Here is a 26,757-nt window from a genome sequence, read left to right on the forward strand (position 1 = left end):
GGAGAACACATGATGAAAGTTGCCCTTCTGGGTGCCGGGCGGATCGGACAGGTCCATGCGCGCGCCATCACCGCCCATTCCGACAGCGAGCTTGTCGCCGTAACTGATGTCGTGACCGCCGCGGCCGAGGCGCTGGCGTCCACCCATGGCATCGAAGTTCGGACGCTCGACGAGATCCTCGCCGATCCGTCCATCGATGCGGTGCTGATAGCGACTTCGACGGACACCCATTCCGACCTGATCGAGCGCGCGACCGCTGCCGGCAAGGCCGTCCTGTGCGAGAAACCGGTCGATCTGTCGCTGGATCGTGCCTTGGCCTGCCAGGCCCGCACCTCTGCTAGCGGCCAGCCCATCATGATCGGCTTCAACCGCCGCTTCGACCCGAATTTTGCCGCGCTGAAAGCCGCCTTGGACGCAGGCGAGATCGGCAAGCCCGAGCTTCTGTCGATCACGTCGTTCGATCCCGCGCCCCCGCCGGTTGCCTATGTGAAGGTCTCGGGCGGTCTGTTCCGCGACATGACGATCCATGATTTCGACATGGCCTGCTGGATGATGGGCGGCGCCCCGGCCGGCGTGATGGCTGTCGGCGCGTCGCTGGTCGATCCCGGGATCGGCGCGGCGGGCGATGTCGATACCGCGGTGGTGACGCTGAGCTGGGCCGACGGCCGGATCGCCGTCATCAAGAACTCGCGCCGCGCCGGATACGGCTACGACCAGCGGCTCGAGGTGTTGGGGTCCAAAGGGCTGCTGCAGGCCGAGAACGTGCTGGAAAATACCCTCACGAGGATGACCGAAGCCGGCTCGCTGCGCGCCAAGCCGCTGCATTTCTTCCTCGAACGCTACATGCGCGCCTACGAGCTTGAATGGGCCGCGTTCCTCGACGCCTGGCGCAACAAGACGCCGATGCCCGTCACCCTCTCCGACGGCATCAGAGCCCTCGCCTGCGCCGAGGCTGCAACGCGATCGCAGAGGTCCGGGGAAGCCGTGGCGCTGACGCCGGAGATGATGGGGCGGTAGCTGGGTTGGCTCCCGTGTTGCAGGGTCTGTTATGGTACTTGTGAGCGGAGGTTGGCCCGGCACCGCCACCTGCTCACCGCCACGAATCTCAGGCCGATGCTGCCCCGAGGCGCTTCAGCAAGGTTCCGGACCGCCCGCAAAGGTCTCTCAACCCACTTTCTGATCGACCGACCAACTGGGCTCGGCGTTGGAGACTTTTTTCGCGCTGCGCCTCAGGGCATTGACGACCTTGTTCAACTCGGTGCCATGAGACGCCTTGACTGAAACAAGGTCGCCCGCCGCGGCGATCTCGACCAGATGACTTGCCGCCTCATCCGCGTGATCGAAAGAGGTGCCCGGCAGACCCGCCTGGTCGAAGACAGTCTTCATGTGCGGTCCGACAGCAATGAACAGATCGGCGGCAGAGGAGCGGACATCCTCCATCAGGCTCCGATGCAGGTCATCGGCGCGGCTACCCAACTCGCGGATGTCGCCGAGAACGAGAATCTTCCGTTTCACCGCACTTCTCGTGCTGAAGTAGCGCAGCATCATGCGGATCGAGGCAGGGGAAGCATTGTAGCTGTCATCCAGCAATTCAAGCGCTCCTCCATCCGCCATCGTCAGGGCGTGACGCTCCATCCTTCGACCGGTGGGACTGAACCGCGACAGCGAGCGCATGGCGGCAAGGTCGCGGCCAGAGGCATGCAGCACACCGGCGCAAAGCAGGGAGTTGCGGATATGGTGATAGCCGGGCTGCCCGATGACGTAGGTGACGATCTCTCCCGCGACCGAGATTTCGACATGAGATTCACCCGGATGCATCTGGTAGGACAGCAGTCTGATGTCCGACTCGTCATTCGTGCCGCAGCTTACAACGCGGACGGCTCGCGCTTCGGCCTTCGCTTTCAGCTCTGGAAAGAAGGGGTCCTCGTCCGGGATGACGGCGATGCCCTGGGGTCCAAGGCTTTCGAAGATCGAGGCTTTTTCTTCCAGGATCCATTCGACGGCGCCGTCTTCGTGGTTCCCGATGTGACTTGTGTCAATGGAGGTCACAACTGCGATGTCGGGCTTCACCAGGCTCGCCTTCGCAAGAATGTCGCCCGGCTTGGTCATCGACACCTCAAAGACAGCGGCGTCGGTACGGGACCATAGCTCTGCCAAGACGTCGCGGAGAAAACGACCAATGTTTTGATTGAGGAATGTCGCTTGCACGGTTCCACAATGCCTGAGGACGTGCGTGATCAAATCCTTTGTCGAGGTTTTTCCGACACTGCCTGTGATGGCCACGGCAGTGCCTTGGAACTGCGACCTCGCGTGGCGGGCCAGTGCCTCGTGGGCCTTGTTCGGGTCCCTGACCAGCACGACCGGCAAATCCACCGAAACGGCAGGTGTCGAGGTCACGATGCAGGCCGCGCCGCGCGCAACAGCCATCCGGGCGCGCCTGACGGCGATACCGCGGAACGCATCCACGGTGACATAGACATCCCCGTTGCGAGTCGTTCCCGGCGCGGACGACACACCGGTGATGGGGTGTCTGACGACCGGCGGTAGCCGCAGTCGTCCTTCCGTGATCCGGGCAATGTCTTCTGGGGAATAGAGGACCGGATTGGACAGCATCAGGAACTCTACAAAATTAAAGTGGAACGATTAGCGCCTCGCAGGCGTGGCAGAGGATCAGACTGGCACCAGAGCCGGTCGGACCGTGAAGCCTGCCTGATTAGACGTTTCATCAGTCTCAGCGATCAGGGACACCGAACGGGGCTTTGCGATCCTGGGCCCTTTTCGGCAAGAGGCGATGACGGCGGCCACGACGCCTTTCGGGCCATGAAAAACCGCCTCGACCGCGGAATCGGCTGTATTCGCCACCCATCCTTGCAGATTGTAGGCGTGCGCCTGACGCTGAAGCCAGCGCCGATAGCCGACGCCGGTGACCTTTCCATCGATCCGGATGTGAACGGTGGTGCTGGCCGACGCGGCGTCCCGAGCGGTCATGCCCAGGGCATGCTCGATCAGTGCGCCCGCGACATCGCGGCCCCGACCGAAGACCGGGAAGTGATGCAGGGCGAATTCGGGCGAGCTGTTGATCTCGCAGATGGCCCAGTCCTGGCTGTCTTGCGGCAGGCTGATATCCGCCGCCAGCAGATCGACGCCGGCATAGCCCATACCGGGAATGGACTGACGGGCGCGGATGGCGATTTCGACGAAATCCGGGTGGATAAGGGCCGTCACGTCTTCGCTGTCGCCGCCGGCACCGATATTGGCGACCTCGTGAAGTTGCCAGACCTCGCCCTTGTCCAGAACGTGCTGAGGGCTTCGGCCGGCTTCCTCGAGCCGCCTGGTCATCGCGGGCGTCAGCACCAGCGTCTTGTCGCCGACATAGGGGATTGCCGCGCGATCTGCGCTCTTCAGGTCGAGAAGTTCTGCCACGGTATGTTTGCCATCGCCCGTGATGCTGGCGGGATGGCGGCGGGCTGCCGCAACGACTTTGTCGCCGATGACAAAGACCCGGTAATCGCGACCCGGAATGAAGCGCTCGACGATCACTCCGCGCCGGCTGATCTTGAGCGCCTCGTCCCACGCGGCACGGAAATGCGCTTCGTCGAGGATATTCACCGTCACGCCCGCGCCGCCGGAGCCTTCGATGGGCTTGACCACCGCCGGAAAGCTGAGGCTTTTGAAATGCGCGACCGCCGCGTTCAGCTGCCGGGGACCGAAGACCTTGCCGTTCGGTGTCTGAACGCCCTGCTTCTGCATCAGCGCCGCAGAGGCGATCTTGTTCCCCGCCAGCCGATGCGCGACGATCCCCATGACAGGCGTCGCCCGGCCCGAATAGCAAGTCGTCTTGCCGTCCGGGGCAGAGACGAGGAAAAGATTGTCGCCGATCGCATCGACCGTGCAGCCACGGCTCAACGCGGCAAGTTTCAGCAAATGCCCGTGCAGTTTTCCACCCTTCAGAAAGGCGTCGGGGGCGAAGGCCGACCAGGGTCGGGCAGGGTCGAGCGTCATCTGGTGGGGCTGCATTCTATAGTCCGGGACAGAGGAGGAGGTGGCATGAGAAGACCCGGTGTCGGGGTTTCAGCAAGCTGAGGCTGCATCGCGATGCGGCGGGAACTTGCGAACATCTCGAAGTTGGGAAAGCTCTTGCCGGATGAAATGTCGCAGGCAAGACGGGCGGTTGCGGCAATCATCTCTGCGCCGAGCAACATGTCGGTCCTGTCGTTGAAGGCATTGAAGCGTCCGGGCTCCGGCGTGATCTCGCCAAGATGGATGCCGGATCGCGAGATCAGCAGGTCGATGCGCGCGAAGGGCAGCGGGATGCGCAGGCTGATCTCGGCAGCCAGCCTTTGCGCCTCTGGCGGAATGCCCGTGCCCCCAAAAAGCCGCCGCGAATATTTTCCGGTCGTCGTCGGTTGAAGCTGCTGATCATACCAGCAGCGCCGGATATCGGGCTGGCGCTGCGTTTCCAGAACAAGCGGCGTGCGGCCATAAAAGGCATAGAACTTGACGTCCTTGGCCATCGTGCCGTCGGCTTGCAGCAAAAGTTCCTCTTGCACCCAGGCGTCCTGCGGAATGACCTTTTCGTCGATCAGCGATCGCGCACGTAGTCGCGCCTCATTCCAGCAGGCGTAGGTCTTGCCGGTCGACAGTTCGAGAACCCGCGTGTCGGAAAACAGCAGGAAGACCCCACGCGATGACACGGAGCCGAGGGGCTTGATCACGCAAGGCGGCTGCGGGACCAGTCCGGCCAGAGGAACCGCGAACATATCGGTGCGCGGACGCGGAAAGCCGTGAAAGTCGCAGAAGCGATAGGCCGAAAGCTTGTCGTCGAGCAGAAAGTAAGGTGACACCCGCCCTTCCTCTTTCCTCATCCGTCGGCATTCAGCCTGCGTCTGCCTGAGAAACGCTTCAAACGAAGACTGGCGCACCGGATACTCCCTTGAAGGCACACGCGTTTGGAAACCGATATTCAACCGGGGATATAACAGCAAGCATGACCGACAGAAGGTGGTAAATAATCGGATGGTATCGATTGTTTGTCGAGCCGAGCCGGTGCTGCGGCCGACATGGCGAAGAGAGGACTGCGGCGCTGCGCCGACCGATGGCCGCCACCAGCGTCAGTCGCAAGACCCACCACCCCGACAGCTCCGAAATTGACCGCCCCCCGTGCCCCATGTAAGCCCGTCCCATGACGGACCCCCACAACATCACCTTCCCTCGCCCCCGGGACGACGAGCCCTTTGCCTGGGGACTATCCGGCCCCGAGCCGCGCGAGATCTGGGAGCGATTTTCGCCTGCCTATGAGGCGCAGTTGGAGAGGCTGGTCACGACGCTGCGCGGGATGGGATTTTCGCCCACCATCGGCGGCGCCGGGTCAGAGGATGGGGAGTATGTCCGGGCGGAATACGACCAGAACAGCCGGGTGGTGTTTTTCTATCACCTCGAGGATCCCGCCGATGCGCGGTTCATTGCCTCGCTGGATGATGAGGCGCTGCGGGCTTGGATCGTGGAAAGCTGGATCGGCGGTTAGGCAGCCTCCGCCTTATTCCTTGCGCCCCGTGAACCCGCTCATGCTGTCATAGATCCCGAACCACCGCCCCACCACCACGTCAAAGGCGCGCCTGGGCAAGAGGCCGCGCACCAGCGGCAGGATGTTGACGATGCCGGGCATGCGCAGGAAGACGCGGTCGCGCTCGATGGCGCGGATGATGCGGGCGACTGCGGGTTCCGGCTTCAGGATCGGGATGATGGGCGATCTGACGCCGTCGAACATGCCGGTGTCGATGTAATAGGGGATGACGGTGGTGACGCGCACGCCGGTTGCCGCGGCCTCCATCTCCAGACGCAGCGAATCCGACCAGCCGATCACGGCCCATTTGCTGGCGCAATAGACCGACATGCCGGGATTCGACACCATCCCGGCGGCCGAGGCGATGTTGACGACATGGCCCTCGCCGCGCGCGATCATGCCGGGCAGCAGGGCGCGGGTCAGCTGCATCAGGGCGGTGGCGTTGACGGCCATGGTGCGCTCGATGTCAGCGGCGCTGTGCTGGGCGAAGGGGCGGCCGACGACGATGCCCGCATTGTTGATCAGCAGATCGACGGGCCGCCCGGTCTGATCGATCCGCGCCGTCAGGTCCAGCAGGGCAGGGGTGTCGGTCACGTCGATGCGGTGAAACTCTGCCTTCGGACCCAGGCGTGGGGCAGCGGCCGCGATATTGGCCTCGCTCAGGTCGCAGACGATCAGGCGGGCAAGGCCCTTTTGCAGCAGGCTTTCGCCCATCAGCAGCCCGATGCCAGAGGCCCCTCCGGTGATCAGGGCCGTGCGGCTGGCGATTTCGGTCATGTCGGCTCCCTTGTTCAGCGGCCCAGAATGCGGATGGTCAGATCGGCGAGCTTGCCGAAGGGCGGGCCGAGCGCCTCGAAGGCGTTGAAGAGGCCGGGCTTGTAGACGGCGCGGGCATGGCTCATGCGGCGGAACCCGGCGCGGCCGTGATAGGCGCCGATGCCGCTGTCGCCGACCCCGCCAAAGGGCAGGTCGTCCTGCGCGACATGCAGCAGGGTGCCGTTCAGCGTCACCCCGCCCGAGATCGCGCCATCCAGAATCGTCGCGCGCGCCTGCCGGTCATTGGTGAAGGCATAAAGCGCCAGCGGCCGCGAGCGACTGTTGATGAAAGCGAGCGCCTCATCCAGCGATCTGTAGGACACAAGCGGCAGGATGGGGCCGAAGATTTCCTCGCTCAGCAGCAGGCTGTCCTCGGGCGCGCCGATGACCAGCGTGGGCGGCAGCCTGTCACCATAATCGCCTGCGGGGCGCAGGAGGGTCGCGCCGGCCGCCTGCGCCTCGTCCAGCGCCGCGACGAGTCGCGAACGGTGGCGGGCGGTGACGATGTTGGCGTAATCCTTGCGCGCGCCGGCGGGATAGGCGGCCTCGATCCGGGCGATCAATGCGTGGGCCAGCGCCTCGGCCTGACCCTCGGGCACCAGCACGTAATCGGGCGCGATGCAGGTCTGGCCGGCATTGGTGAATTTTCCCAGCACGATGGACCGCGCGGCCTTGTCCAGCGGGTAATCGGGCGCCACCACGGCAGGCGATTTGCCACCCAGTTCCAGCGTCACCGGCGTCAGGTTCGCCGCCGCGGCCTGCATCACCTTGCGGCCGACCTCGGTCGAGCCGGTGAAGATCAGATGGTCGAAGGGCAGGGCTGAGAAGGCCTGCGCGACCTCGACGCCGCCGGTCTCGACGGTGACCAGATCGGCGGCGAAATACCTAGCGATCAGCCGCTGCAGCAGATCCGAGAAGCCCGGCGTCAGTTCCGACGGCTTGATCATCGCGCGGTTGCCGGCGGCGAGGACATCGACCAGCGGGCCGAGGGCGAGGAACAGCGGATAGTTCCAGGGCGAGATGATCCCGACCACCCCCAACGGCTCGTGCCGCACCCAGGCCGCGCCGGGTTGAAAGGGCCAGGCAACATGGCGGCGCTGATCGCGCATCCAGCGTTTCAGATGGCGCGCGCTGTGCCTAAGGGCGTTCAGCAGCGGCACGATCTCGAGCAGTTCGGTCTCGTGCCGGGGGCGGCCGCCGAAATCCGCGTCTATGGTGCGTGCGATGTCGTCGCGGTTCTCGACCACCATGCGGCGCAGCGTGGCCAGCCGGTCCTTGCGCGTCGCCAGATCGGGCAGGCGGTCCCGCCGCGAGGCATCGTGTATAACGTGGAAAGCCGGAAATTCGGGATGATCTGCGTCTGGCATGAACAGGCTTTCTTTTCCGATCCGCCGTGACCGACCGGGCAGGCGAAGCCAAGACCGCTTGGGCAGGGTAGCGCTGGATCACATCATGCAGATTCGCGGGGGCCGGCCAAGCTGTTGTTGCGGCGCCGTAGCGTCAACCGGAGACCGGGCGGTTTCGTCGGCTTATTGACCGCGATCAGGTCTCGCTCGCACCGTCCGTTCACCCGAAAACGGACTGAACCGGACAGAGCAGAACAGAGGGACAACCTGACGAAGAATCACCCCAAGATCATCTTATCCTCCGCCTGTATATAGATAAAATAAATAAAATCATAATTATACGCCGGAAACATAAGAAACACTCAGAAGTCGTATTTGCGCCTTGAGTTCTCACCATGGTTGTTCCATCAATCTATGGTGTAGCGAGTTGCAGCTTTAGCGTGTGTCCCCCATCACAAGCGCGAGGCGAAGCGACATGCAGACCGCAGGCCATCTTTCTCCCCGTTCCGCCCATGAGGGGTCCGAGCTTCCGGATCATCTCCTTCACGACGCCGGCACCGCGGGCGGCACCATCCACGCGCCCAGCCATTCCAGCGATGGCGGCATGGTGGTCGGCACCCATGGCGATGATATCATCTATTCCGCGCCGATCGGCGCCGCGCAGGCCCATATTTTTGCGCTCGACGGCGACGATGTCATCCACATCAACAGCGGCGACAAGATCGCGCCGCATGGCTCGCACGTCTTTGGCGGCGAGGGCAGCGACACCTTCAACTTCATCACCGAAGGCTCGACGAAGAAGATCGTCGGCCGGCTCGATGATTTCGACGCCTCGCGCGACAAGATTGCGGTGGACGGCAAAGAGATCGACTTCGCCAACCTGCCCTCGCATGTCCGCATTGTCGAACATAACGAGCAGCCTTGGATCTTGATCAACGGGAACATCCTCTATGCGTTGGAAGGCGCGCGCGAGGTGCCGCCCGAAGAGGCGATCCGGGGCAATCAGGAACCGCATTTCATCGAATGGCCGAAGGACTGGGCGCACGGCGTCCCGGCCAGCGCCGACATCGCATACGAGGATTATGTCGACACCTTCCCCGCCTTCGATCTGGACCGCGACGAGAGCGAGTTTCACCACCAGCGCGGCGGCCGCGACGCCGAGGAAATCCACGCCGACAATGACGACGGCGTGCATATCGACGGCGGAATGGGTGCCGACACCATCTATGGCGGCGATGGCGGCGACTGGATCGATGGCGGCAAATCGACCGACGTGATCCATGGCGGCAAGGGCGATGACAGCATCGCCGGCGGGCTCGACGACGACTGGATCGACGGCGGCGAGGGCGATGACATCATCTATGGCGGCAGCGGCAACGACACGATCTATGGCGGCGCCGGCAATGACACGCTTTACGGCAACGGCGGCGATGACCGGATCGAGGGCGGCTTCGGCGACGATTTGATCTCGGGCGGGCGCGGCAATGACACGCTGCTCGGCGGCGCCGGCAACGACACCATCAAGGGCGGGCCGGGCAATGACATCCTGAACGGCGGCGCCGGAATGACCTGCTGGAAGGCGGGGAGGGCGCGGACCGGCTGCTTGGCGGGGAGGGCCACGACAAGCTCGACGGCGGCGCGGGCAACGACGTTCTGATCGGCGGCAAGGGCAGTGACACGCTGATCGGCGGCGACGGCGATGACCGGCTGCAGGCGGGCGACGAATACGGCCGCGCCGACGAGGGCGACGTCGACATCCTGATCGGCGGCAATGGCAACGACACGCTGATCGGCGCCGATGGCGGCGAGGTGATCATGACCGGCGGCGCCGGCAGCGACACCTTTGTCATCGTCAGCAATTCGGTGACCACCATCACCGATTTCCAGGTCGGCGTGGATTTCTACGAGTTCAACATGACCACCGGTGCGCGCGCCTTCTCGGCCGGGTCCGAATACGCCTGCGAGCCCGAACCCGCCTCCGACGGCAGCGACCGCATGGACATGAAGGTCACCTACAGCGACGGCACCACGACGCTGTTCAAGGGTCTCGGCCACATGAGCGTCGAGGACTTCACCCGCGACGTCATGGACGGCGAGGCTCCCGCCGACCCCGACCGCGTCCCGCCCGAGGACGACCCCGCCTCCACCCCCGACAGCGGCGGCTCGTGCTTCGTCGCCACCGCCACTTACGGCGACCCGATGCACCCCGACGTCTGCTACCTGCGCGCCTTTCGCGACAACACGCTGCGCAACTACAGGTCAGGGCGCGCCTTCATCGCCTTCTACTGGTGGATCGGCCCCAAACTCGCCCGCTGGTTCACGCCGCGCAACCCGGCAGGCCGCGTCTCGCGTTTCCTGCTGTCCCGGATGGTGAGGCGGCTGCAGAGGCGGTGGGTTTATTGAGGGCATTTTCGGCTATGCAGCCGCTGCCGCTCACGGGATTGGGTTGTTCTAAAAGGCTGACTCGTGGTCGGCTAGGCCACAGCCGTAGGGACATTGTGCGGACCCTCTTACGCTGGCTAAGGTTAAGGTGCTCTTTCACCTCCGTCACCGAATGGCCTGTGACTTCTGGATCCAATAGTTAGCGGAAGTCGATCATCCTGCGCGTGGCCGCTTTTGTCTGGGGCAGCCCCGATCTCGTGCAGACGTGTTGCGCGACCAGCAACGGGCTCTAAGGGCTTGCGAGTGCTGTCAATGTGACACTCCTGCCGCTGGACGAACTAGGGGAGGCGCGAAGCCAGGATACCGCTGGCAAACCGCAAGGGAGCAGCGCGTCCGGCACGGACGTGGCGGTTGATGGTGCAGTCCACAGGCGCACTCAGTCGCTCTGTTAATGGCCTAGAGCGATCGCCGGATCGCGGCCGGACAGCAGCTTCGTTTCGTCGAACTGCAGGCGGATGGGCGACCCCGGCGCTTTCGACGACCTTCATGGCTTCAAAGATGACGCCGCTCTTTCACGAATGGTCGCAGAAGCCACGCCCTGTACTTAGGCGTTGCCGGGCTCGCTTTCGCCAAAGCACTGCTGGAGCATCGGTAGGATGGACTTGATGAGGTGCGACGCACCATTGCCACCTTCGTCAATGAGGTAAGCCTCTGCAGGAGTTCCGAGGCGAAGGGCAGACGCAGCGTGTGGCGCATCGCTTCGGCCTTGTGCGCCGGCGGGAGAACCGGCCCCAGCCTGGTATGGTGGGCTAGTTTCAGGGAATGGCGGAAGCGGCTGTCAACAGGGCGTTGGGCCTATGGCTTCCGGCGCGTGGCGGCGAGGGCCGCTCAAGGCGGGAGCAGCACTGCTGGGTACATAAGACCGCCAACTTCCTCAACGCTCTGCCCAAGTCGATGCACGGCGAGGCGAAGAAGGACCTGCACGCGATCTACCAGGCCGAGGGCCGCGCCGATGCCGAGGCGGCCTGTCACCGCTTCGCCGCCAAGTACGGCCCGAAGTACGACAAGGCGGTGACCTGCCTCACCAAGGCTCGGACGGCGTCGCTCGCCTTCTACGATTTCCCGGCCGAACACTGGAAGCACGTGCGCAGCTCGAGCCCGGTCGAGAGCACCTTTGCCACCGGGCGGCTGCGAACCGAAAAGACCAAGGGCTGCCTCTCCCGCGAGACCACGTTCGCCATGGTCTTCAAGCTCGGCAAGTCGGCTGAACGACATTGGCGCCGCCTCGACGGCGACAACCGCCTCGGTCAGCTCGTCGAGGGCGTCAGGTTCCGCGATGGCGAGTTCGTTCAAGACGCCGAGGCTCAAGCCGCTGCCTGAGCCGTACACCAGGATTGACCATAGCCCTGAGGCTCGCTCAAAGGCGGTAGCAAGTTGGATTTCTGTTCTATCTCGCTGAACGCCACCCACGTCCAACTGCTTAGCAGACGCTCTCAAAAAGTTCTGCACGTTCAGTTACTTGCAAGAAATCCGCCTTAACGGCGCAGTCATCAGGTCCAGAGAATACCGGCCCGGAGAGACCGCTTTCAGGCCTGGTTGCATCGTAGGCCAGTGCTCAGCCCCTCCCGCATACCCTCGGAAACAACGGAAAAATCCGGCCACAGCCGGATCTGGAGAACGCTTTCGCGAGGTCAAGTGGCGGAGACGAAGGGGGCCGAAAATATTCTCTAACATATTGTTTTATATAAAGTTTTGTGTCTAAAAATTCTGGAAGACCACCTTTTATACCACATGCAAAGATAGCAAGGCTTCAACAATTGGAGTTGTGTCGACGTGCCTCCCCTTCGGTCACCAAGCGATCTTGCAGTGCGCGCAAGATGATATGCTCGATCTCCCAAACTCGGAGACCATGCTCATACGCAAGCTCCTCGACAAGATTGGCAATTTCAGGATTTTTAGGACCATACATCGGCCAATCATGCAGCTCGTGGCTGTCAGGGTGAGCGCGGATCGTCATCAGCTGTCCTCCTATTGGCACCAAAGCTAGATGTAGCTGGCTACGGCGGCAACGGACTTTGATCGCGATCACGTGCGCTAAGATTCTGAATTCTATCACCCTTTCGTAAATCTATGGCTTCATTGGATTTTATTGTGTTCGAGCTACACTCGATGATAAGGTCAGAAGTGCGAACCAACCAAGTAGGCGCGGCGAGTGAGACTATGAGCAAAAGCTACACGCTGTACATCAATGCCTATACGCCCGAGACCATCCCGATGGCTCGGCTAGCTCAGTACATGCAAAACTTGGCCGCTGTGCTGGGTCATACAACAGCGGTTCACTTCGAGACACTGAAGCCTGGCAGCACACAGCTGGTCACGAGAGTCGACTATGAAGAGGTGCCCAAGGTAGAGGCCCACCTTGCCCAGGTTAAGCGTGGCGAGGGTAGCACCGAGGCGACACGAGCAAAGGCGGAAATCGACCGTTTGCTTTCGGAAGATAACGCCACGGGCTTTGTTTACGAAGATGATGATCAGGGGGCTGAAATAATTGTCTTCCCTGGCGCGAGCCGTCCTAAGCCCGCGACCTATGGCCCATTCAATCAAGAAGGTTCGCTTGACGGTATCCTAATTAGCGTTAGCGGCGCCGATCAGACAGTGCACCTACAACTGCAAAGTGGTGAGATAAGGTACACCGGAATTGACACCAATCGCGATACTGCTCGCCGTCTTGCCAAATATATGTATGAGCCCGTGCGTATTTTTGGCACAGGACGGTGGCTGCGTGATCAATATGGAAATTGGCTCCTCAAAAAATTTCGAGTCGACAGCTTTAGCGTTCTCGCTCAAGAAGACCTAAAAGACGCAATCAGTCATTTGCGTGAAGTTACCGGTAGCGAATGGAAAAGTATGGACGATCCTATTGGGGTGCTCAAGGCTCTTAGAGAGAAAGGCAATGGACTGCACTGATGGTTGTTTTCGACAGTTCTATCCTGCTCTTAGTTCTCGACCCCAACGCTAAGGCTCCGATTGATAATAATACTGGTGCGCCCGTAGATCACGCCGGAGAGAGAATTGAGTATCTAATCTCGAATCTTTCCGCGGATAAGGAGAAAATAATAATCCCAACTCCTGTGCTGAGCGAGGTTTTGGTTCACTCTGGCGCTGCGCTGCAACCCTACCTTGAGGCCCTTAATGAACAAGCTGCGTTCAGGATAGCACCATTCGATCAGAAGGCGGCGATTGAGGCCGCTCTTGCCATGAGTGATGCGATCAAACGCGGTGGACACAGGGTGGACGCTGCAAACCCAGATGCAACAAAAACGAAAATTAAGTTTGATCGCCAGATAGTTGCTATCGCGAAATCAGAAGGCGCTCGTGCGGTCTACTCAGATGACGCAGATGTACATAACTACGCTAGGTATGCTGGTTTAGATTCCTTCAGAACAGAAGATCTCGATCTTCCGCCAGAAGACCCTCAACAATCCTTAAATTTTGACCCGAATTGATAGCACGTTTGCACTATCCTCGGGTAGAAAAAAACGAAAAAGATCGAGGCACAAAAAAAGACAGCGTTGGTCTTTTTCAGGACGACCAAACAAGTGCCTAGTTGTATTATATAGGTGCTTTTAAAAGACTACTCTGCCCTGTTTTTTGGGGAGTGCTGAGAAGTGGTCTAAGATCTCCTCCATGATGTCTAGGATCGGGGAGAAGGCGTCAAAATTGATCGTTGCTTGGTCTTTAGACACTTTCTCAGCTAGAATTCTCTTTCCATAGTGTTTTTTCTTATCGAAAGTCTTCTCGTCAGGGTTGAAGGTTTTTCCGCCGAGGACTTGAGATACCACGGCGGGTGGAAGGAAGTCTTCGATCATGCTGTCTTTTCCACCGGCGAGCTTCGGGGTCGGAATCACATAGAGATTCTTGGTGACGTGATAGAATTTCTTTTTCCCATCAACATTCTTCTTCGAACCTGATGTTGTCTTAATCGCCCCCCAAAGGCCATCTCGCGACCCCTGATCATTATCAACTAAGAGGATAACAGGAGAAATGAACCCCCTTTTTCCCAAGTCAGCTGTGCGAACCTTGTACTTGTGAATCAGCTCTTTGAGGTCACCGGTGCCGCCGTTTAAGTGTTGTACTGAGCTTGGGACTCTTAATTTGCTTCCAATTTTTGGATACTGGAACAACTTAACTGCTAGACCATTCGAAGAACCGCTGTCTTGCAGTTTAGGGCGCGCGGTCTTGCTGCGCTTGATAGCGCATTGCAAATAAATATTGTCTGTTACGCCCTCGCAGAGAACTACAGGCTGCTGAGACGCCACAAAAGTCTTGTAATCCAAGAAGCGCCGGTACTCTTTGTAGAAGCCTGGCTCCGCTGGCCCTGTGGCCTTGTTGAGCCTTTTATATTCAAACTCAGCGCCCTTCACCCAGAAGATGTGACTTAGAAACCCTTGGAGGGCGGCTTCAGTTACTTCAACTTCACTTTCGACACCTCCAATTTTAACCTTCTTGGAACAGGTGTCGTTTTTTATGAAGTTCTGAACTTGAGCTCGGACCTGTTTATAGAGTTCACGCTTGACATTGACCTTCTTATTTACAACGAGGCCAGTAACATCCTGCCTAGACCTTCTATACTGCATGCGAGTTTTATCAGGATTTATTTCGAAGCCAGATCGCTTAACTTCAGTGCGGATCCTTTTGGATAGCTTCCAGTCTCCAGCCGAGTTTTCGTCATCACGGTTCGCCGCTATTCCTTCCGGGAACTCACTCTTGTTAGTCGAGAAAGTTATGTCATCCGCATATCTGGTGTAGGTGCACCTGTTTTTCCCGGAAATCCTTGAAAGTCTAATGTCAAGATGGTTTGCGACGAGATTGGATATAACGGGGGATGTAGGCGCTCCTTGGGGCAAGGAGCCGTTATGGCACGCCAGTTGTGCAATTATCGTAGCTACTTTCTCTTCGAGCATGAAGTGCTTGTTCTTCATGAAGAAACCACGAACTCTCCCGAAGTTGATTGAGGGAAAAAAATCCTTCAGATCGAAGTTCAGTACCCATTTTCTATCAACATGCTGGGCGCCGTTCGTCGAAATGGACAAATGAGGTTTGAAGCCGTGAGATAAAATGCAGTTCTCTCCGTTGGCTTGCTCTTTCTCAATCTCGGTCAAGCAATTTTGCAGAACCTTCGCCAGTCGGCTTTGAGCAAGTTTAAGCTCTGGAATTGGGGCTGATATTTTTCGGACGCCCTTGGTCGCCTTCGGAATTTCAAATTCCGTATACTTTGCTTCATCCGGAATCTTATAGAGAATGTATGATAGCTTCTTAGGCTCATATCCGACAAGGTGGGCAAGGTTAGAGAGACTTTTGCACGACTTTAGTCTGGATAAGGAACTCATACGATCCGCCAAGTATCTATTTTGGTGAGCCCATGGGCACTCCTAGGCAACCGAAGGGTCACATAAGATATGCTGAAGGAAACCCGATAGGGCATATCCACCTGACGGTGGTTTCATCCGTCGCGAAGCACAACGGTAAAATCTGCCCACAGGCTCGGGGTGGAAGCTGCCATTCCTTGCGGGGGCCTGCAAGAGGTAAATTCTTATTTTTGTGATCCTGTTTGATCGCCGCCATTTCCACGGGGGCGATTGCTTCAAACGTCGTTCGGCTTTCTGTCATCCAAAATGCTCGCACACTGAGCTCCTTGCGCCTTCACGGTTGCAGATAGGCAGTGGCTGCGCGCCAAATCGCAGCTCTCGGGCTAACGCTGGACAGCTCGGAGGCTGCCGGGTCAGGCTATTCCAAGATTCTATTTGACCGCAGCACTCAATCGATCCGCGCGCTCAATCCGACGCTGGAGCTTTGCGCCAGTGCTTGTCGAAGATTGACTGGTTGTAGCCTGGGAAGTAGCGGACTGCTTGGCGTTATCATTGGTCTTGGTTGTTGAGTGGGGATGGAGCTGCCGTTGCGCCGAACGTGGACGTAGCGTCCGCTGGCTTCCGTAAGCCACGATTGAGGCAGCCCAGCCGGACTGAAGATTGCCCGAGATCATTGGAACGATAAACGGAATTGCCACAACCATTACCAGTGACAGGATGACCACTCCAAGGAAGGGTACCATCTTTCCGGCCTTGTCTGCATTATCTGCGGCTCCAAGGTCGCTGATCAGGAGTGTCACTAGGCCGAAGACCATTGAGAAGACCCCTGCGATCACCACCGGGTAAAGGGCGAAGCTCGCTAGGGACGAAATCCAGCGGTGGAAGTAGTCCTTGGTCACTTCAAACATCGAGCAGAGGATCATGACCGGGCCCAGGCCGATGAGCAGCGTGATCATCATCTTTGCGAGCACCAAAACCGCGCCGGCCAATCCGCCCACTAGAGCGATCAGTGCCATGAAGAACACGCCCATCAGCGCTTTGCTGACCCGAGACATATGGGAGGCGGCTTCGTTTCCATATTCTGCCAGCCGGTCCATCTGAAGATCGAAGCGCGCTGCAAAGTAGGCCGACCCTACAGCATCCTCGCCAGTGGCTGAGCCCACCAGTTTACCGGCAAGTTCGTCCAATCCGTCAATCAGGTGCCCACTGACGAAGTTGAAGTTCGCCCAGTTCAACGCGAACGCCTTGATTAGGCTGATCTTGAAGAGAAGTACCAGCATCTCTCGGCCATCCATGGGCCGGATTTGCCATGCCATGTTAATGAAGAGAGCGATGATCGCAACGGTCGCGGCTCCCATGATGATCGTGCCGGAAATTTCAGCCACGGCGGCGAACTGCGACGTTGCGACGCTATCGAGGCCCTTGTCCGCAGCATCTACGATGAAAGTGACGATCCCCATCACCCTCTCTCCTGACATTGCTCGCGCAGCGCCGCGCGGAGAGCCGAAATGACAGGGAAGTATTCTGCGGTTGCCCAGGTGACATGAGCGCTGTCCGTCGCCTGCGGATCAGTAAAACCGAGCGCCTCGAACTCCTCTTCTATGCCGGACCAGTCAGGCCAGAGTGCATCGCAGGCACATGACCCCGCGTCTAGCGCAGCCTGGTGTCGTCGCAGGCTATAGAGGTCGTTCGCGGCGGTATTACGCCATGCATCACGGAATCCGCTGTAGGTCAGTTCGTCCGGGCGCTGTCGAACCGCGCAGCCGTAGCGATCTACTTGTGTCGGGCTGACAGAAACTGAAGGCGTGGCCGTGTCTGCGCAGAGGGGACCAGCTAAGGCGATCAGAATAAGCGTGGTAAGCAATTTCATTTCAGTATCCTCCGGTCAGTCGGCGCTTCGAGGTGATTGGTCGATGTGCGTGAAGTCGCGGCTCGGCGCCGCGCTCAGCCAACCTTGGATCGCGGCGAGATTGCCGTGTTCGCTGAGCACGATTTCCAGCCCTTGGCGAAAGCCCTTCGGGCATTGGTTTGCGTAGCGGCGGGCCTGCGCGCCTAGCTCAAACGCGTAGCTGTCGTCCCAGATCGCCCCGCTGCGGATTAGCACCCCGATACGTTCCAAGGCGTCGAACGCGCGATCACTGCCTGGACGCCATGCCAACCATGGGTTCACCGGGAAGCGCGGTTTAGTGTCGGAGCGCATGGGTATCCTCCCTGTCTTCGCTCAGCGCGTCTCGAGGTGCTTCTTCGCCCTCTGCGCCTGTTCCATGCTGTCGTTGAGTTGCGCGGAATCCGGCATCCAGGCGCTCAACGCTGCGGCCAAGGAGAGCTGTGATCTGAGCAACGCGATCACGGAGCTGCGTAACCCAGCCAGTTCCGTGCGCGTCTCCTCGCCGGAGCTGGTCAATTCCCGCGCGGATTCCTTCGAGGCTTCCGTCAACCGCTCGACGCAGCTTAGTAATTCGCGCTCTAACGCTGTCAGACCATGCATCGCTCACTCCTTTGGCAGAACGAGACAGTCCACCGGCTCCCCCGCCAATTGGCAGCGGTCCAGTGTCGCCCGGCCATCGCGTGGGATCAGGTATGTCGCCTCGGGACGGTCGATCACTCGCAGCCCCATCGTGTTCAGGTTCGGCATCAGCCAGGTCATGACCGACCATGTCGAAATCCCAGTGCTGATCATCAGGCAGCAAGCTACCAGTGTCGGCCACATCAGGGCTTTCCACTCTGGCCGTGCTGCGTTCGCGCTCTGTCTCATGAGGTGTTTCCTCACGCGCAGCAGGTAGCCTTCCGTATCGGTCTTGATTGTAGCCAGCGCGTTTTCGGCAATGCCCTTCAAATCGGTCCTGAAGCTCTGCAACTGTGTGTCGATCGAGGCGGCGTTCTCTGCCCTGATCCGCTCCATGTCCGCGTTCAGTTTCTCGCTCAGCCGTTGTTTCGGCTCTCCAGTTTTCATGAAAACACGTCCCTTTTAGTCTGAATTTTTCTTTTGAGATTGGATCGACGACCGAGACAGAGTCGCCTCGCTGCCGATTGATCTCGTACCCCGCGTCCTGAAACGCGCTGATCAAGGTCGCACGATCCGTGATGAGCCCGACCGAGATATGATCACGTAACCAATCATGGATTTCTGCCCGGGCTTGCTTCCGCTCCGCTGACTCCCTGACTTCTTTGAAGTCGAGCCTGCGTGCTGCATCCAGAGGATCGGCCCATCCATGGGTTCCGTTCATCAAGTCGCGCAGGCTGTCGAAGGCGCGTTCGTAGCCGGGCGGAGCGATGTTGAGGCTGCGTCCGCTATAAAGCTCCATCCGGGGTGTGCAGAAGTGCAGCTCTACGCGGTCCTCATGGGTGTGGCGCACCCACAGGCAGGCGTAGCGGTCAGCATCGAGCCCGGCGAAGGCGATCTCTTCGAAGCGGTCGATGACCTCCTGCTGCTGGTCTTTGGAGGGGGCATCCTGGTAGGCGAAGCTGACGACACCGGCGCGATAGGTCCACTTATGCGGGCAGGCATCGATCAGGTCGATCATGCCCTGAGGATCGCCGCGCATAACCTCCGGCAGCGGTTCGCGGATCACGGTCATGGGCTGGCCAGCTGCATCTCGGATCAGGTCGCGATTATCGTAATAGGCGAGCACGGTGCGGGCGGTCAGGTATTCGACCGGCCCCGCACCGCCGCCTTTGCCGTTGGGGAAGAATTTGATCAGCATCCGGGCGGCCTCCGATGCTGTGCTAGGATTTCCTCCAACCGCCGCTCGATGCCCACCAGCGCCGCCGCCACGCGCAGCGCTTCGACCTCGCTGAACCGGCCCGCGCGGGTCGCCGTGTTCAACCAACGCGCGATCTGGTTGAGATTGCCGCCGTAGCGCGCCACGGCCAGAACGAGAGAAGGGTCAACGCGGGGCGCGGGTTTGCGCCGCCGAGACTGCGTGGCCCACAGGGCCTCCCGCAGAAGCTCGGCGGCTGGCAGACCCGCCGCTTCGGCTTTAGCCCGAAGCGCGGCCTTCTCTTGCGTCGAGCATCGGAAAACGAAGGTTTCCGTGCGCGGCTCCTTTGCGCGGCCTTGGACCGCGCCGGTGGGGTTCGAAGGGGAGGCTTGCCCCCCCTCGCAAGGCCCCGTGTCAGAAGCGTCAGCGTATGACATGGGTCGCCTTGCTCCTTTCTCCGCTCCAGCCATCTCAGCCCATCCCTTCCGCTCTGGGCAGCGCAGCCAACTCTTCTAGATGCAGGATTTGGAGGCGAAGCTCTGCGCTCCCCAGATGAGACGGCCAAGTGGCAGGGAGCCAATAGCCCCGCTTTCCTTCGTGCTTGACCTCGTTGAGAAGGCGCCGGAGTTCGAGGCGACCTGACCGAATAAGCCGATCATCCCACTCGCGTTCGAACACGCTGCCCCCACCAGGAACGAAGACCAGAGCCCCACGGCTTGGCGCTAGCTGCTCCAGCTGCGTACTCTTCGTTGTATTTTTACTTATACTCTTAGAGTGACATTCCTGTCGCCTTTTCTGAGACAGCGATGTCACCTCATTGCGGCGGTCCTGCCAGGGTTTCACTATGGAAAGGGTGACGTAACCGTCATCCTTTCTTGGTAAGCGTCCGGCCTGACCGCTACCCGCGCCATTTCCAAGGCAGCAGGTCATCGACCTTTGTGATCTTGTAATCAGGGATACGGGCCAGGGTGTCGGCGAGCCAGGCATGGGGATCGATGGCGTTGAGCTTGGCTGTTTCGATCAGGGTGTAGGCGATGGCGGCGGCCTTTCCACCTGCCTCGGAACCGACGAATAGGTAGTTTTTCCGCCCGAGGGCGATGGCGCGCATGCCGCGTTCGGCGGCGTTGTTGTCGAGCTCGAGGATGCCGTTGTCGAGGTAGGGGCGCAGGCGTTCCATCCTGGTGAGGGCGTATCGGATGGCGGCCGCTAGCGGGGATTTCCCCGAGATCGTGGTGAGTTGCATGGCCAGCCAGACTTCCAGGTCATCGAAGACCGGGGCGGCATGTGCCTTACGGAGTTCGGCGCGGCGGTCCGGTGGCGAACCTCGGGCTTCCTTCTCGACGGCATAGAGCCGGGCGATGCGGCCGATGGCCTCCTCAGCGATCGGCGAACCTTGCGATCGGTGGATGTCCACGAACTTGCGCCTGACATGGGCCATGCAGGCGACCTCGCGGATGGCGCCGGAACGGTAGAGATCCTCGAACCCGGCATAGCCGTCGGCATGCATCCAGCCGCGGAAACGGGCCAGATGATCCTTGGGGTGCTGACCCTTGCGGTCGCCCGAGAAGCGATACCATGCGGCAGGCGGAGCATCGCCATCCCATGGGCGCTCATCGCGGGCATAGGTCCAGAGCCGGGCCGTCTGGGTCTTGCCGGTGCCGGGCGCCAGCATCCGCACCGGCGTATCGTCGGCGAAGATCGCCTCGGCCGACAGGACATGGCGCCCGATGGCCTCGGCCAGTGGCTCCAGAAGGGTGGTGGTCTTGCCGACCCAGTCGGCCAGGGTCGATCGGTCGAGATCGAGCCCTTCGCGGCCGAAGATCTGGCTCTGGCGATAGAGGGGAGATGGTCGGCATACTTGCTGACCAGCACATGGGCCAGCAGACCCGGCCCGGGGCGACCGCGCTCGATCGGGCGCGACGGCAGCGGGGCCTGGACGAAGCGTTCGCAGCAAGCGCAGGTCAGCCGGGGGCGGACAATCCGGTTCACGATGAAGCGCCCAGGAACATACTCCAGCTCTTCCGTGACGTCCTCGCCGATCCGGCGCAGGCGACCGCCGCAATCGGCACAGGCATCGGCGCCGGGCATCAGTTCCACCTCCATCCGGGGGATATGATCCGGGATCGGACGGCGCTTGGGTTTGCCCTTCTCCTCGATGTCCGGCAGACGCATCCGCGCCGTCATCGCGGCGGCCGCGATCTCGCTGGCCTCAAGAGCCAACTGAAGCTGTTCTGCCGTCTCCGAGGACGCGCCGAACCGGTGTGCCCGGTGCCCGGCCAGTTGGTGCCGCAGCTTCTCGATCAGGATCGCCTGCGCCTTCACCTCGGCCAGAAGCCGCGCGGTGAAGCTGCGCAACTCCTCGGGATCTTCCGGCAGGGTCAGGGTCTGATCGAGCATGCAAGGAGTTTATCCCACGGGATTCCTTATGGGAATCATTCTCTTGTGGCCCCCCCCTGATTATCCCGCTGCCAAGGGCCGCCACGTTCGCTCCGGGGCACGCCAGTCGATCCCTTCCAGGAGCATCGACAACTGCGCCGGTGTCAGCGCCACCTTCCCCTCCTTGGCCGAGGGCCAGACGAACCGGCCCCGCTCCAGCCGCTTCATGAACATGCAGGCCCCCTGGCCATCCCACCAGATGACCTTCACCAGATCACCGCGACGGCCGCGGAAGACGAAGAGATGCCCGCCGAAAGGATCCTGCTTCAGCACCGCCTCGGCCTGCGCCGCCAAGGAAGCAAAGCCCTTGCGCATGTCGGTGACCCCGGCAGCCAGCCAGACCCGCGTGTTGGCCGGAACCGGGATCACGCCGAAAGTCCCCGGATCAGCCGCGCCAGCGCCTCAGGATCATAGCTGCCGCTGATCCGCATCCGGTGACCGCCCGCCAGCTCGATCTCGATGTGGTTCTCGGCGGCAGGTGCCGCCGGAGTAGACCTGGTCTCCGCGACGATCTCTACGGGCAGAAACCGCGCCTCCTCTGCTGGGGGCGCAACCGAGGTGGGGTCCGGCGCATAACGGGGATCGCGCAGCCACTTGAAGATCAGGTTCGCGTTCACCGCGTAGCGCCGCGCCACCTGAGCCACGGAAACGCCCGGCGCCGCCGTCTGGAAACAGATCGAACGCTTCTCCTCATCCGTCCAAAGTCGCTTCGTCCGACGCGCCACGCCATCACCATAGTGTCCACTATCAATGGTGGACACTATCCGCCTCTTTCACCACGCGTGACGTTGCCCCCAACTTTTATCCAGCGTGAGCGAGACTCCGGGACTGAGTTTTGCCCATTTGGGCGGGTTGGGCAACGGGGGCTGGCGCGGAGCTTTGCGGATTGCGCAGCGTCAGGCCCGTTGCGGGTGAAGGTTTCGGCAAACTCGGCTGGGGTCTGCCAGCTGAGGCGGGAGTGGGGGCGTTCGGTGTTGTAGTCCGTGCGCCAGGCGACCAGCGTTGCGCGGGCATGGTGCAGGGACGGGAACAGCGTTTCGTTCAAGAGTTCGTCTCGCAGGCGACCGTTGAAGCTTTCGATGAAGGCATTCTGGGTCGGCTTTCCGGGCGCGATGTAATGCCAGTCAAACTTGCGGTCATCCACGAATTTGAGGATCGCATTCGAGGTGAACTCGGTTCCATTGTCACTGACCACCGTCTGAGGCTTGCCGCGGGTGTCGAACAGCGTCGCCAGTTCCCGCGCCACCCTTGCCCCCGAGAGCGACGTGTCCGCGATCAGCGCCAAGCATTCCCGCGTGCAGTCATCGACCACGGTCATGATCCGGAACCGGCGGCCATCGGTCAGCTGGTCTGACACGAAGTCCAGCGACCAGCGCTGGTTTGGCAGCAAAGGCAGCACCATCGGGCCCGTGTGCCCATGGCCCGCTTGCGCCCGCCCCGGCGACGGACATGCAACTGCTCTTCGCGGTAGATGCGAAACAGGCGCTTGTGGTTGACCTCGTGGCCCTCGCGCCGCAGGAAGACATGCAACCGACGATACCCGAACCGGCGCCGGACCTTTGCCAATTCTTTCAGCCGCTCGCGCAGCACAGGGTCGTCTTGGCGGACCACCTCATACCGCATGGTCATCCGGCAACAGCCGATCACCCGGCACGCCCGCCGTTCGCTCATCTCGTGACTTGCCACTAGATGCGCGACCGCTTGCCGCTTCGCGGCGGGCGTCACCACTTTTTTCCGAGCAGATCCTTCAAGGCCGAATTGTCGAGCATGGAGTCGGCCAGCAGCTTCTTCAGCCTGCCGTTCTCATCCTCAAGCGCCTTCAGACGCTTCGCCTCGCTGACATCCATGCCGCCATACTTGGCTTTCCACTTGTAAACGGTCGCATCGCTGACGCCGTGCTTACGGCAAAGATCGGCAACGGAAATCCCCGCCTCGTGCTCCTTCAGAATGCCGATGATCTGATCCTCGGTGAACCTGCTGCGCTTCATCTCTGGTCCTTTCGGTTAGGCCAGAGTCTACCTCAAACTGGATTAGGCAGAGGGGGGCAACGTCACGCGGCAGGGCGGTCAGGCCGGACGCTTACCTTTCTTGCGCTGATCTCTCGCTTGATTTGTTCTGCAATCTCGATGGACTCAGCGGTTATTTTGTAGCTGGTCGAGCGAGTTCGGCCGCTTCCACGATCTGTATTAAACCAACCAAGGCGCTCTAGGCTGTTGATAGCCCGCTGGACTGTTCGAGGTTCGACGCTCATATCCCGAGCGATCGTGGCAACGGCAGGATTCAACTGACCGGTCCGCCAGTTTAGACGAACGTTGATCAAGTAGGCGCCAAGCGCTTTCTCTGTCCCCGACAGCAAGGGGCTTGCAAAAAGCGCCTTATGCCATTGGATGCGAACAGCTTTGAAGCTTTCAAGATCAGTCATGGTAGGACCTGCCTCTCAGCACGTGGGCTAGCCATCAACGCAAGAGCGTTGGATTAGCCAAATTGCTGGGTTTCGGCGCTGGTCGTCGCCACACGATTACCGTTGATCCAGTTGTTGAGGTCGGCGCCGTGGTATTTCACGCGCCTTCCAAACTTCAAGAAAGCGGGGCCAACGCGGCGGTGCCGCCACTGCGCCCTCTTAGCTTTCGGGGCAATCAGATCGAGTTCATCATCCGCGTCATCGTAGAGGCGATTTTCTTCAAATACATGCAATGACATCTATCCAACTCCGCTTGCTTCGGATCATTTCTGGATAGTTGCATCCGGTTGGCTGTGCTTCTATGGGGGAGCGGAAACCGCACTTCAAGTTATTGAAAATAAATGCCTATTGGCGAGGATGGCGCTCGCATCCTGACTCTTCTGGTTCGCAGCAATTCACCCCAAAAATGAGCATTCCACACCTCGAAATCTTCAGGGAGTATCACGGGGTTCTGCTCTTCAGGCAGGGCATCGGACCAGGCATTGTAGTCCCTGTTCCTGTAGTAGATATGGGCGTACGGCAGGACGCACTCGAAGCGTTTGAAACGCTGCCGAAAACTATCGACAGACAGAAACCGATAGCCCTCTGGCCATGCCGACACATCGGGTAGACCAAGCCCTCCACTTGCATGAACCTTGTTGATTGCCACCCTACTGGATCGAAAGCTGGATATAGCCTTCTGGATCGCAGATTTCTTGGACGCCCCGGTCACCATGAAGTCCAGAGCTCGCCCAAGTGGTACCAGTTCATTACTGTGGATCTTGGGCCATTCCCGCCGTGCCGCCAGGTAGTCCATACGGGCATCATCCAGCGATACGACCATACCCTGATAGGCTGTGCGAGCCGCAAAATTCAGACCATGCCGATACTTCTTATGCCAAGTAACGATCTCCTCCGCCAATGCGCCTCGATACAAGCGGTGAAAGCTCTGCTCGAAGCGATTGGCCATCAGAAGACACTCAACAGCGAGCCAGCGTGCTTCCGGTTCAAGGAGGAACTGCCAGCCGCTGGTCTGGGCTTTCACAAATCTCATATCGCAGCCCTCGACCCCACACAGAAATCCGACCACCGCCCCATCAAATCGCGCCGCTTGTGTAGCAAATCACTCCTGGCGTAGGCTCGCTCCACTTCCGAACCGACTTTGTGACCCAAGCTCATTTCCGCAATCTCGCGCGGAAGGTCGCCGGTCTCAGAAGCCCAGTCACGGAAGGCTGATCTGAAACCGTGGACAGTAATCTCCTCGATCTTCATTCGGCGCAGCAGCATCAGCATCGACATATTTGACAAAGGCTTATGTCGCCGTTGTCCCTCGAAGACACATTCCGAACGTAGGGTCTTCAGCGGTTCGAGTAGGGCTGACATTTGATCTGTGATCGGAACACGATGCTCTGCCCCCGTCTTCGTACGTGCTTCAGGTATAGTCCAAACTAGCTCATCGAAGTCGAATTCTTCCCAAACCGCTTGAAGTACCTCGCTGGTCCGGCATCCAGTCAGGCAAGTAAACATCAATGCCTTCGCCGCCATGCCGCTTTGCCGAGAAAGCTGGGCGTAGAACGCCGGGACGTCCTGCCACCGCATGGCGTTGTGGTGCTTCACCTTGGCCTTCACGCGCGGCAGGACACGAGCGTCCATGACGACCGTCACGGGGTTCTCGCCTTCACGGAAGCCGCGTGAGCGGGCGACGTCCAGAACCGCCTTCATGCGTTGTGCGACACGACGAGCGGTCTCATGCTTCTCGGTCCAGATAGGGGAGAGGACCTGCAAGACCTCTGGCTGATCAATCTCAGACACAGGCAAGCGGCCGATTTTGGGGAAGGCGTAATCTGCGAGCGTGTTGATCCACTGCTGACCGTGCTTCGGGTTCTTCCAGGTCGGCAGACGCTCGATATGGACCTGACGCGCGACCTCCTCGAAGCATGGTACCTCCTTGTCGCGATGGTACTTCGGGTTCAGTCCCTGCTTGGCGAGGCGCCGGTATTCAAGCGCTCGTTCTCGGGCGACTGTCAGGGTTATGATGTCAGCGCCGCCTAGACCGAAGTCCGTTCGGTTGGGCTTTCCTTGGCGGTTGCGCTGACCCTTCACTGTGACCCGCACGATCCACCGACGGGCACCGGATGGGTCAACCACGAGGTAGAGGCCGTTGCCGTCGCCGTGCCGCCCCGGGCCGAGGGTGCGGACAAGATTCTTGGTTAGTTTGCCAGAGGTGTAGGCCATCAGACGTACCACCTTTCATACCACGGAACGAATAGAACCGAGCGCAATCGAAGTGAAACGAACGCAACCAACGAACGAGAATAAGCGCATAAGTCCATAGACTTATACGCTATCAAGCGCCCCAAGGCCATTCAATGAAAATGGTAGGTGGCGGAGACGAAGGGATTCGAACCCTCGATACCGTTTCCGGTATGCACCCTTAGCAGGGGTGTGCCTTCGACCGCTCGGCCACGTCTCCACCGCCGCGTTTAGCAAAGGCATGCGGCGGTCTACAAGAGGCAAAAACAAGGAGTTTATTCTCAAAGCCATCCGACGATCGAGGTATTGCGGCTGGCGCGGCGATGCTGGGAGCAACTGAAGCCACGGTTGTCTAGAAGGTGCTGGCGGATCTGCGAAAGCTATCCGTAATCACGTCCCGTATCTCGACATCTGGGTAAAGTGCTCATCGCAGTAGCGAGTGATGGGGATC

At 60.1% G+C, this 26,757-nt stretch carries 25 protein-coding genes, 1 tRNA gene and 3 pseudogenes; 8 read left to right on the forward strand and 21 right to left on the reverse strand.

All coding sequences use genetic code 11. The features are described 5' to 3' along the window. Positions 1-9: 9 nt before the first annotated feature. A complete protein-coding gene (gene iolG / locus CYR75_RS05195; RefSeq protein WP_101499114.1) occupies positions 10-1,017 on the forward strand; it encodes an inositol 2-dehydrogenase in 1,008 nt (335 codons plus the stop codon). A gap of 147 nt (positions 1,018-1,164) precedes the next feature. On the opposite strand, the gene CYR75_RS05200 is transcribed toward iolG, so the two are convergent. The 3 genes from CYR75_RS05200 to CYR75_RS05210 are packed head-to-tail and all read right to left on the reverse strand — an operon-like array spanning position 1,165 to position 4,865. Then, the gene (locus CYR75_RS05200; protein WP_101499115.1) at positions 1,165-2,613 is read right to left on the reverse strand and encodes a UDP-N-acetylmuramoyl-tripeptide--D-alanyl-D-alanine ligase; all 1,449 of its coding nucleotides are present in this window, start codon (positions 2,611-2,613) and stop codon (positions 1,165-1,167) included. A 57-nt stretch (positions 2,614-2,670) separates the two neighbouring features. Next, positions 2,671-4,017, reverse strand: coding sequence for an acylphosphatase (locus CYR75_RS05205; RefSeq protein WP_101499116.1), 1,347 nt, complete (start codon positions 4,015-4,017; stop codon positions 2,671-2,673). Further along, complete coding sequence (locus CYR75_RS05210) at positions 3,999-4,865, reverse strand: ATP-grasp fold amidoligase family protein (protein WP_101499117.1); 867 nt, start codon at positions 4,863-4,865, stop codon at positions 3,999-4,001. Before CYR75_RS05210 ends, CYR75_RS05205 begins: the two co-directional genes overlap by 19 nt. A 317-nt stretch (positions 4,866-5,182) precedes the next feature. On the opposite strand from CYR75_RS05210, the gene CYR75_RS05215 reads away from it, so the two are divergent. After that, a complete protein-coding gene (locus tag CYR75_RS05215) occupies positions 5,183-5,524 on the forward strand; it encodes a hypothetical protein (protein WP_101499118.1) in 342 nt (113 codons plus the stop codon). A 12-nt stretch (positions 5,525-5,536) separates the two neighbouring features. Here CYR75_RS05215 and CYR75_RS05220 read toward each other — a convergent pair whose 3' ends face one another. Both CYR75_RS05220 and CYR75_RS05225 read right to left on the reverse strand, forming a co-directional pair. Beyond that, positions 5,537-6,340: an SDR family oxidoreductase gene (locus CYR75_RS05220; RefSeq protein WP_101499119.1), complete on the reverse strand. Its 804-nt coding sequence runs from the start codon at positions 6,338-6,340 to the stop codon at positions 5,537-5,539. A 14-nt stretch (positions 6,341-6,354) separates the two neighbouring features. After that, the gene (locus tag CYR75_RS05225; RefSeq protein WP_101499120.1) at positions 6,355-7,746 is read right to left on the reverse strand and encodes a coniferyl aldehyde dehydrogenase; all 1,392 of its coding nucleotides are present in this window, start codon (positions 7,744-7,746) and stop codon (positions 6,355-6,357) included. 454 nt (positions 7,747-8,200) lie between these two features. On the opposite strand from CYR75_RS05225, the gene CYR75_RS16595 reads away from it, so the two are divergent. The 3 genes from CYR75_RS16595 to CYR75_RS05240 all read left to right on the forward strand — a co-directional run bounded on the left by CYR75_RS16595 (position 8,201) and on the right by CYR75_RS05240 (position 11,487). Beyond that, positions 8,201-9,382, forward strand: coding sequence for a calcium-binding protein (locus CYR75_RS16595; protein WP_101499121.1), 1,182 nt, complete (start codon positions 8,201-8,203; stop codon positions 9,380-9,382). Further along, complete coding sequence (locus tag CYR75_RS05235; RefSeq protein ID WP_264080917.1) at positions 9,325-10,128, forward strand: calcium-binding protein; 804 nt, start codon at positions 9,325-9,327, stop codon at positions 10,126-10,128. The genes CYR75_RS16595 and CYR75_RS05235 overlap by 58 nt, the downstream gene beginning before the upstream one ends. Positions 10,129-10,929: 801 nt before the next feature. Beyond that, positions 10,930-11,487, forward strand: coding sequence for a transposase (locus CYR75_RS05240; RefSeq protein WP_101499123.1), 558 nt, complete (start codon positions 10,930-10,932; stop codon positions 11,485-11,487). A 430-nt stretch (positions 11,488-11,917) separates the two neighbouring features. Here the strand turns inward: CYR75_RS05240 and CYR75_RS05245 are convergent, their stop codons facing one another. Then, positions 11,918-12,124: a hypothetical protein gene (locus tag CYR75_RS05245; RefSeq protein ID WP_101499124.1), complete on the reverse strand. Its 207-nt coding sequence runs from the start codon at positions 12,122-12,124 to the stop codon at positions 11,918-11,920. A 113-nt stretch (positions 12,125-12,237) separates the two neighbouring features. Here CYR75_RS05245 and CYR75_RS15985 point away from each other — a divergent pair, with 113 nt between their 5' ends. Together CYR75_RS15985 and CYR75_RS15990 are read left to right on the forward strand one after the other, a co-directional pair. Further along, on the forward strand, positions 12,238-13,074 hold the full coding sequence (locus tag CYR75_RS15985; RefSeq protein WP_158644580.1) for a hypothetical protein: 837 nt from the start codon (positions 12,238-12,240) through the stop codon (positions 13,072-13,074). Beyond that, a complete protein-coding gene (locus CYR75_RS15990; protein WP_158644581.1) occupies positions 13,074-13,613 on the forward strand; it encodes a PIN domain-containing protein in 540 nt (179 codons plus the stop codon). The genes CYR75_RS15985 and CYR75_RS15990 overlap by 1 nt, the downstream gene beginning before the upstream one ends. Positions 13,614-13,733: 120 nt before the next feature. On the opposite strand, the gene CYR75_RS05255 is transcribed toward CYR75_RS15990, so the two are convergent. The 12 genes and pseudogenes from CYR75_RS05255 to CYR75_RS05300 all read right to left on the reverse strand — a co-directional run bounded on the left by CYR75_RS05255 (position 13,734) and on the right by CYR75_RS05300 (position 24,035). After that, the gene (locus CYR75_RS05255) at positions 13,734-15,497 is read right to left on the reverse strand and encodes a retron Ec67 family RNA-directed DNA polymerase/endonuclease (RefSeq protein WP_101499126.1); all 1,764 of its coding nucleotides are present in this window, start codon (positions 15,495-15,497) and stop codon (positions 13,734-13,736) included. A 410-nt stretch (positions 15,498-15,907) separates the two neighbouring features. Next, complete coding sequence (locus CYR75_RS05260; RefSeq protein ID WP_225972909.1) at positions 15,908-16,936, reverse strand: type IV secretion system protein; 1,029 nt, start codon at positions 16,934-16,936, stop codon at positions 15,908-15,910. After that, positions 16,936-17,346, reverse strand: a complete 411-nt coding sequence (locus CYR75_RS15995; protein WP_158644584.1) for a hypothetical protein — start codon at positions 17,344-17,346, stop codon at positions 16,936-16,938. Before CYR75_RS15995 ends, CYR75_RS05260 begins: the two co-directional genes overlap by 1 nt. A 15-nt stretch (positions 17,347-17,361) precedes the next feature. Continuing rightward, entirely contained in the window at positions 17,362-17,676 is a 315-nt protein-coding gene (locus tag CYR75_RS05265; RefSeq protein ID WP_101499128.1) for a hypothetical protein, read from the reverse strand. Then, positions 17,660-19,180, reverse strand: a complete 1,521-nt coding sequence (locus tag CYR75_RS05270) for a relaxase family protein (RefSeq protein ID WP_101499129.1) — start codon at positions 19,178-19,180, stop codon at positions 17,660-17,662. The genes CYR75_RS05265 and CYR75_RS05270 overlap by 17 nt, the downstream gene beginning before the upstream one ends. Further along, the gene (gene mobC, locus CYR75_RS16365; protein ID WP_225972850.1) at positions 19,174-19,344 is read right to left on the reverse strand and encodes a plasmid mobilization relaxosome protein MobC; all 171 of its coding nucleotides are present in this window, start codon (positions 19,342-19,344) and stop codon (positions 19,174-19,176) included. Before mobC ends, CYR75_RS05270 begins: the two co-directional genes overlap by 7 nt. A gap of 21 nt (positions 19,345-19,365) precedes the next feature. Next, positions 19,366-19,647 (reverse strand): annotated as a pseudogene (locus CYR75_RS16730) (plasmid mobilization protein); the annotation flags it as partial. 428 nt (positions 19,648-20,075) lie between these two features. Next, positions 20,076-21,574: pseudogene (gene tnpC, locus CYR75_RS05280) on the reverse strand (IS66 family transposase). Between the two features lie 60 nt (positions 21,575-21,634). Next, positions 21,635-21,982: an IS66 family insertion sequence element accessory protein TnpB gene (gene tnpB / locus CYR75_RS05285; RefSeq protein ID WP_018000156.1), complete on the reverse strand. Its 348-nt coding sequence runs from the start codon at positions 21,980-21,982 to the stop codon at positions 21,635-21,637. Next, entirely contained in the window at positions 21,979-22,374 is a 396-nt protein-coding gene (gene tnpA / locus CYR75_RS05290) for an IS66-like element accessory protein TnpA (protein ID WP_101498326.1), read from the reverse strand. The genes tnpB and tnpA overlap by 4 nt, the downstream gene beginning before the upstream one ends. Beyond that, a pseudogene (locus CYR75_RS05295) lies at positions 22,374-23,601 on the reverse strand (IS3 family transposase). The gene tnpA and the pseudogene CYR75_RS05295 overlap by 1 nt, the downstream one beginning before the upstream one ends. Before the next feature lie 62 nt (positions 23,602-23,663). Beyond that, positions 23,664-24,035, reverse strand: coding sequence for a helix-turn-helix domain-containing protein (locus CYR75_RS05300; RefSeq protein WP_101499131.1), 372 nt, complete (start codon positions 24,033-24,035; stop codon positions 23,664-23,666). A gap of 62 nt (positions 24,036-24,097) precedes the next feature. Between CYR75_RS05300 and CYR75_RS16000 the strand changes: the two genes are divergently transcribed. After that, positions 24,098-24,310, forward strand: coding sequence for a hypothetical protein (locus CYR75_RS16000; protein WP_158644585.1), 213 nt, complete (start codon positions 24,098-24,100; stop codon positions 24,308-24,310). 92 nt (positions 24,311-24,402) lie between these two features. Here CYR75_RS16000 and CYR75_RS16005 read toward each other — a convergent pair whose 3' ends face one another. From CYR75_RS16005 to CYR75_RS05315, 3 genes are all read right to left on the reverse strand, one after another. Beyond that, positions 24,403-25,107, reverse strand: a complete 705-nt coding sequence (locus tag CYR75_RS16005) for a hypothetical protein (protein ID WP_158644586.1) — start codon at positions 25,105-25,107, stop codon at positions 24,403-24,405. Next, the gene (locus CYR75_RS05310) at positions 25,104-26,288 is read right to left on the reverse strand and encodes a tyrosine-type recombinase/integrase (RefSeq protein WP_101499133.1); all 1,185 of its coding nucleotides are present in this window, start codon (positions 26,286-26,288) and stop codon (positions 25,104-25,106) included. Before CYR75_RS05310 ends, CYR75_RS16005 begins: the two co-directional genes overlap by 4 nt. 148 nt (positions 26,289-26,436) lie before the next feature. Next, positions 26,437-26,526, reverse strand: a tRNA-Ser gene (locus tag CYR75_RS05315). Between the last annotated feature and the right edge of the window lie 231 nt (positions 26,527-26,757).

Source organism: Paracoccus jeotgali, assembly GCF_002865605.1.
Lineage (GTDB): Bacteria > Pseudomonadota > Alphaproteobacteria > Rhodobacterales > Rhodobacteraceae > Paracoccus > Paracoccus jeotgali.

Bases quoted from the DNA above. Each gene is read 5' to 3' on its own strand.
- iolG (WP_101499114.1), top strand. From the start codon at position 10: ATGATGAAAGTTGCCCTTCTGGGTGCCGGGCGGATCGGACAGGTCCAT.
- CYR75_RS05200 (WP_101499115.1), bottom strand. From the start codon at position 2,613: ATGCTGTCCAATCCGGTCCTCTATTCCCCAGAAGACATTGCCCGGATC.
- CYR75_RS05205 (WP_101499116.1), bottom strand. From the start codon at position 4,017: ATGCAGCCCCACCAGATGACGCTCGACCCTGCCCGACCCTGGTCGGCC.
- CYR75_RS05210 (WP_101499117.1), bottom strand. From the start codon at position 4,865: ATGAGGAAAGAGGAAGGGCGGGTGTCACCTTACTTTCTGCTCGACGAC.
- CYR75_RS05215 (WP_101499118.1), top strand. From the start codon at position 5,183: ATGACGGACCCCCACAACATCACCTTCCCTCGCCCCCGGGACGACGAG.
- CYR75_RS05220 (WP_101499119.1), bottom strand. From the start codon at position 6,340: ATGACCGAAATCGCCAGCCGCACGGCCCTGATCACCGGAGGGGCCTCT.
- CYR75_RS05225 (WP_101499120.1), bottom strand. From the start codon at position 7,746: ATGCCAGACGCAGATCATCCCGAATTTCCGGCTTTCCACGTTATACAC.
- CYR75_RS16595 (WP_101499121.1), top strand. From the start codon at position 8,201: ATGCAGACCGCAGGCCATCTTTCTCCCCGTTCCGCCCATGAGGGGTCC.
- CYR75_RS05240 (WP_101499123.1), top strand. From the start codon at position 10,930: ATGGCGGAAGCGGCTGTCAACAGGGCGTTGGGCCTATGGCTTCCGGCG.
- CYR75_RS05245 (WP_101499124.1), bottom strand. From the start codon at position 12,124: ATGACGATCCGCGCTCACCCTGACAGCCACGAGCTGCATGATTGGCCG.
- CYR75_RS15985 (WP_158644580.1), top strand. From the start codon at position 12,238: ATGGCTTCATTGGATTTTATTGTGTTCGAGCTACACTCGATGATAAGG.
- CYR75_RS15990 (WP_158644581.1), top strand. From the start codon at position 13,074: ATGGTTGTTTTCGACAGTTCTATCCTGCTCTTAGTTCTCGACCCCAAC.
- CYR75_RS05255 (WP_101499126.1), bottom strand. From the start codon at position 15,497: ATGAGTTCCTTATCCAGACTAAAGTCGTGCAAAAGTCTCTCTAACCTT.
- CYR75_RS05260 (WP_225972909.1), bottom strand. From the start codon at position 16,936: ATGGGGATCGTCACTTTCATCGTAGATGCTGCGGACAAGGGCCTCGAT.
- CYR75_RS15995 (WP_158644584.1), bottom strand. From the start codon at position 17,346: ATGAAATTGCTTACCACGCTTATTCTGATCGCCTTAGCTGGTCCCCTC.
- CYR75_RS05265 (WP_101499128.1), bottom strand. From the start codon at position 17,676: ATGCGCTCCGACACTAAACCGCGCTTCCCGGTGAACCCATGGTTGGCA.
- CYR75_RS05270 (WP_101499129.1), bottom strand. From the start codon at position 19,180: ATGCTGATCAAATTCTTCCCCAACGGCAAAGGCGGCGGTGCGGGGCCG.
- CYR75_RS05300 (WP_101499131.1), bottom strand. From the start codon at position 24,035: ATGACTGATCTTGAAAGCTTCAAAGCTGTTCGCATCCAATGGCATAAG.
- CYR75_RS16005 (WP_158644586.1), bottom strand. From the start codon at position 25,107: ATGAGATTTGTGAAAGCCCAGACCAGCGGCTGGCAGTTCCTCCTTGAA.
- CYR75_RS05310 (WP_101499133.1), bottom strand. From the start codon at position 26,288: ATGGCCTACACCTCTGGCAAACTAACCAAGAATCTTGTCCGCACCCTC.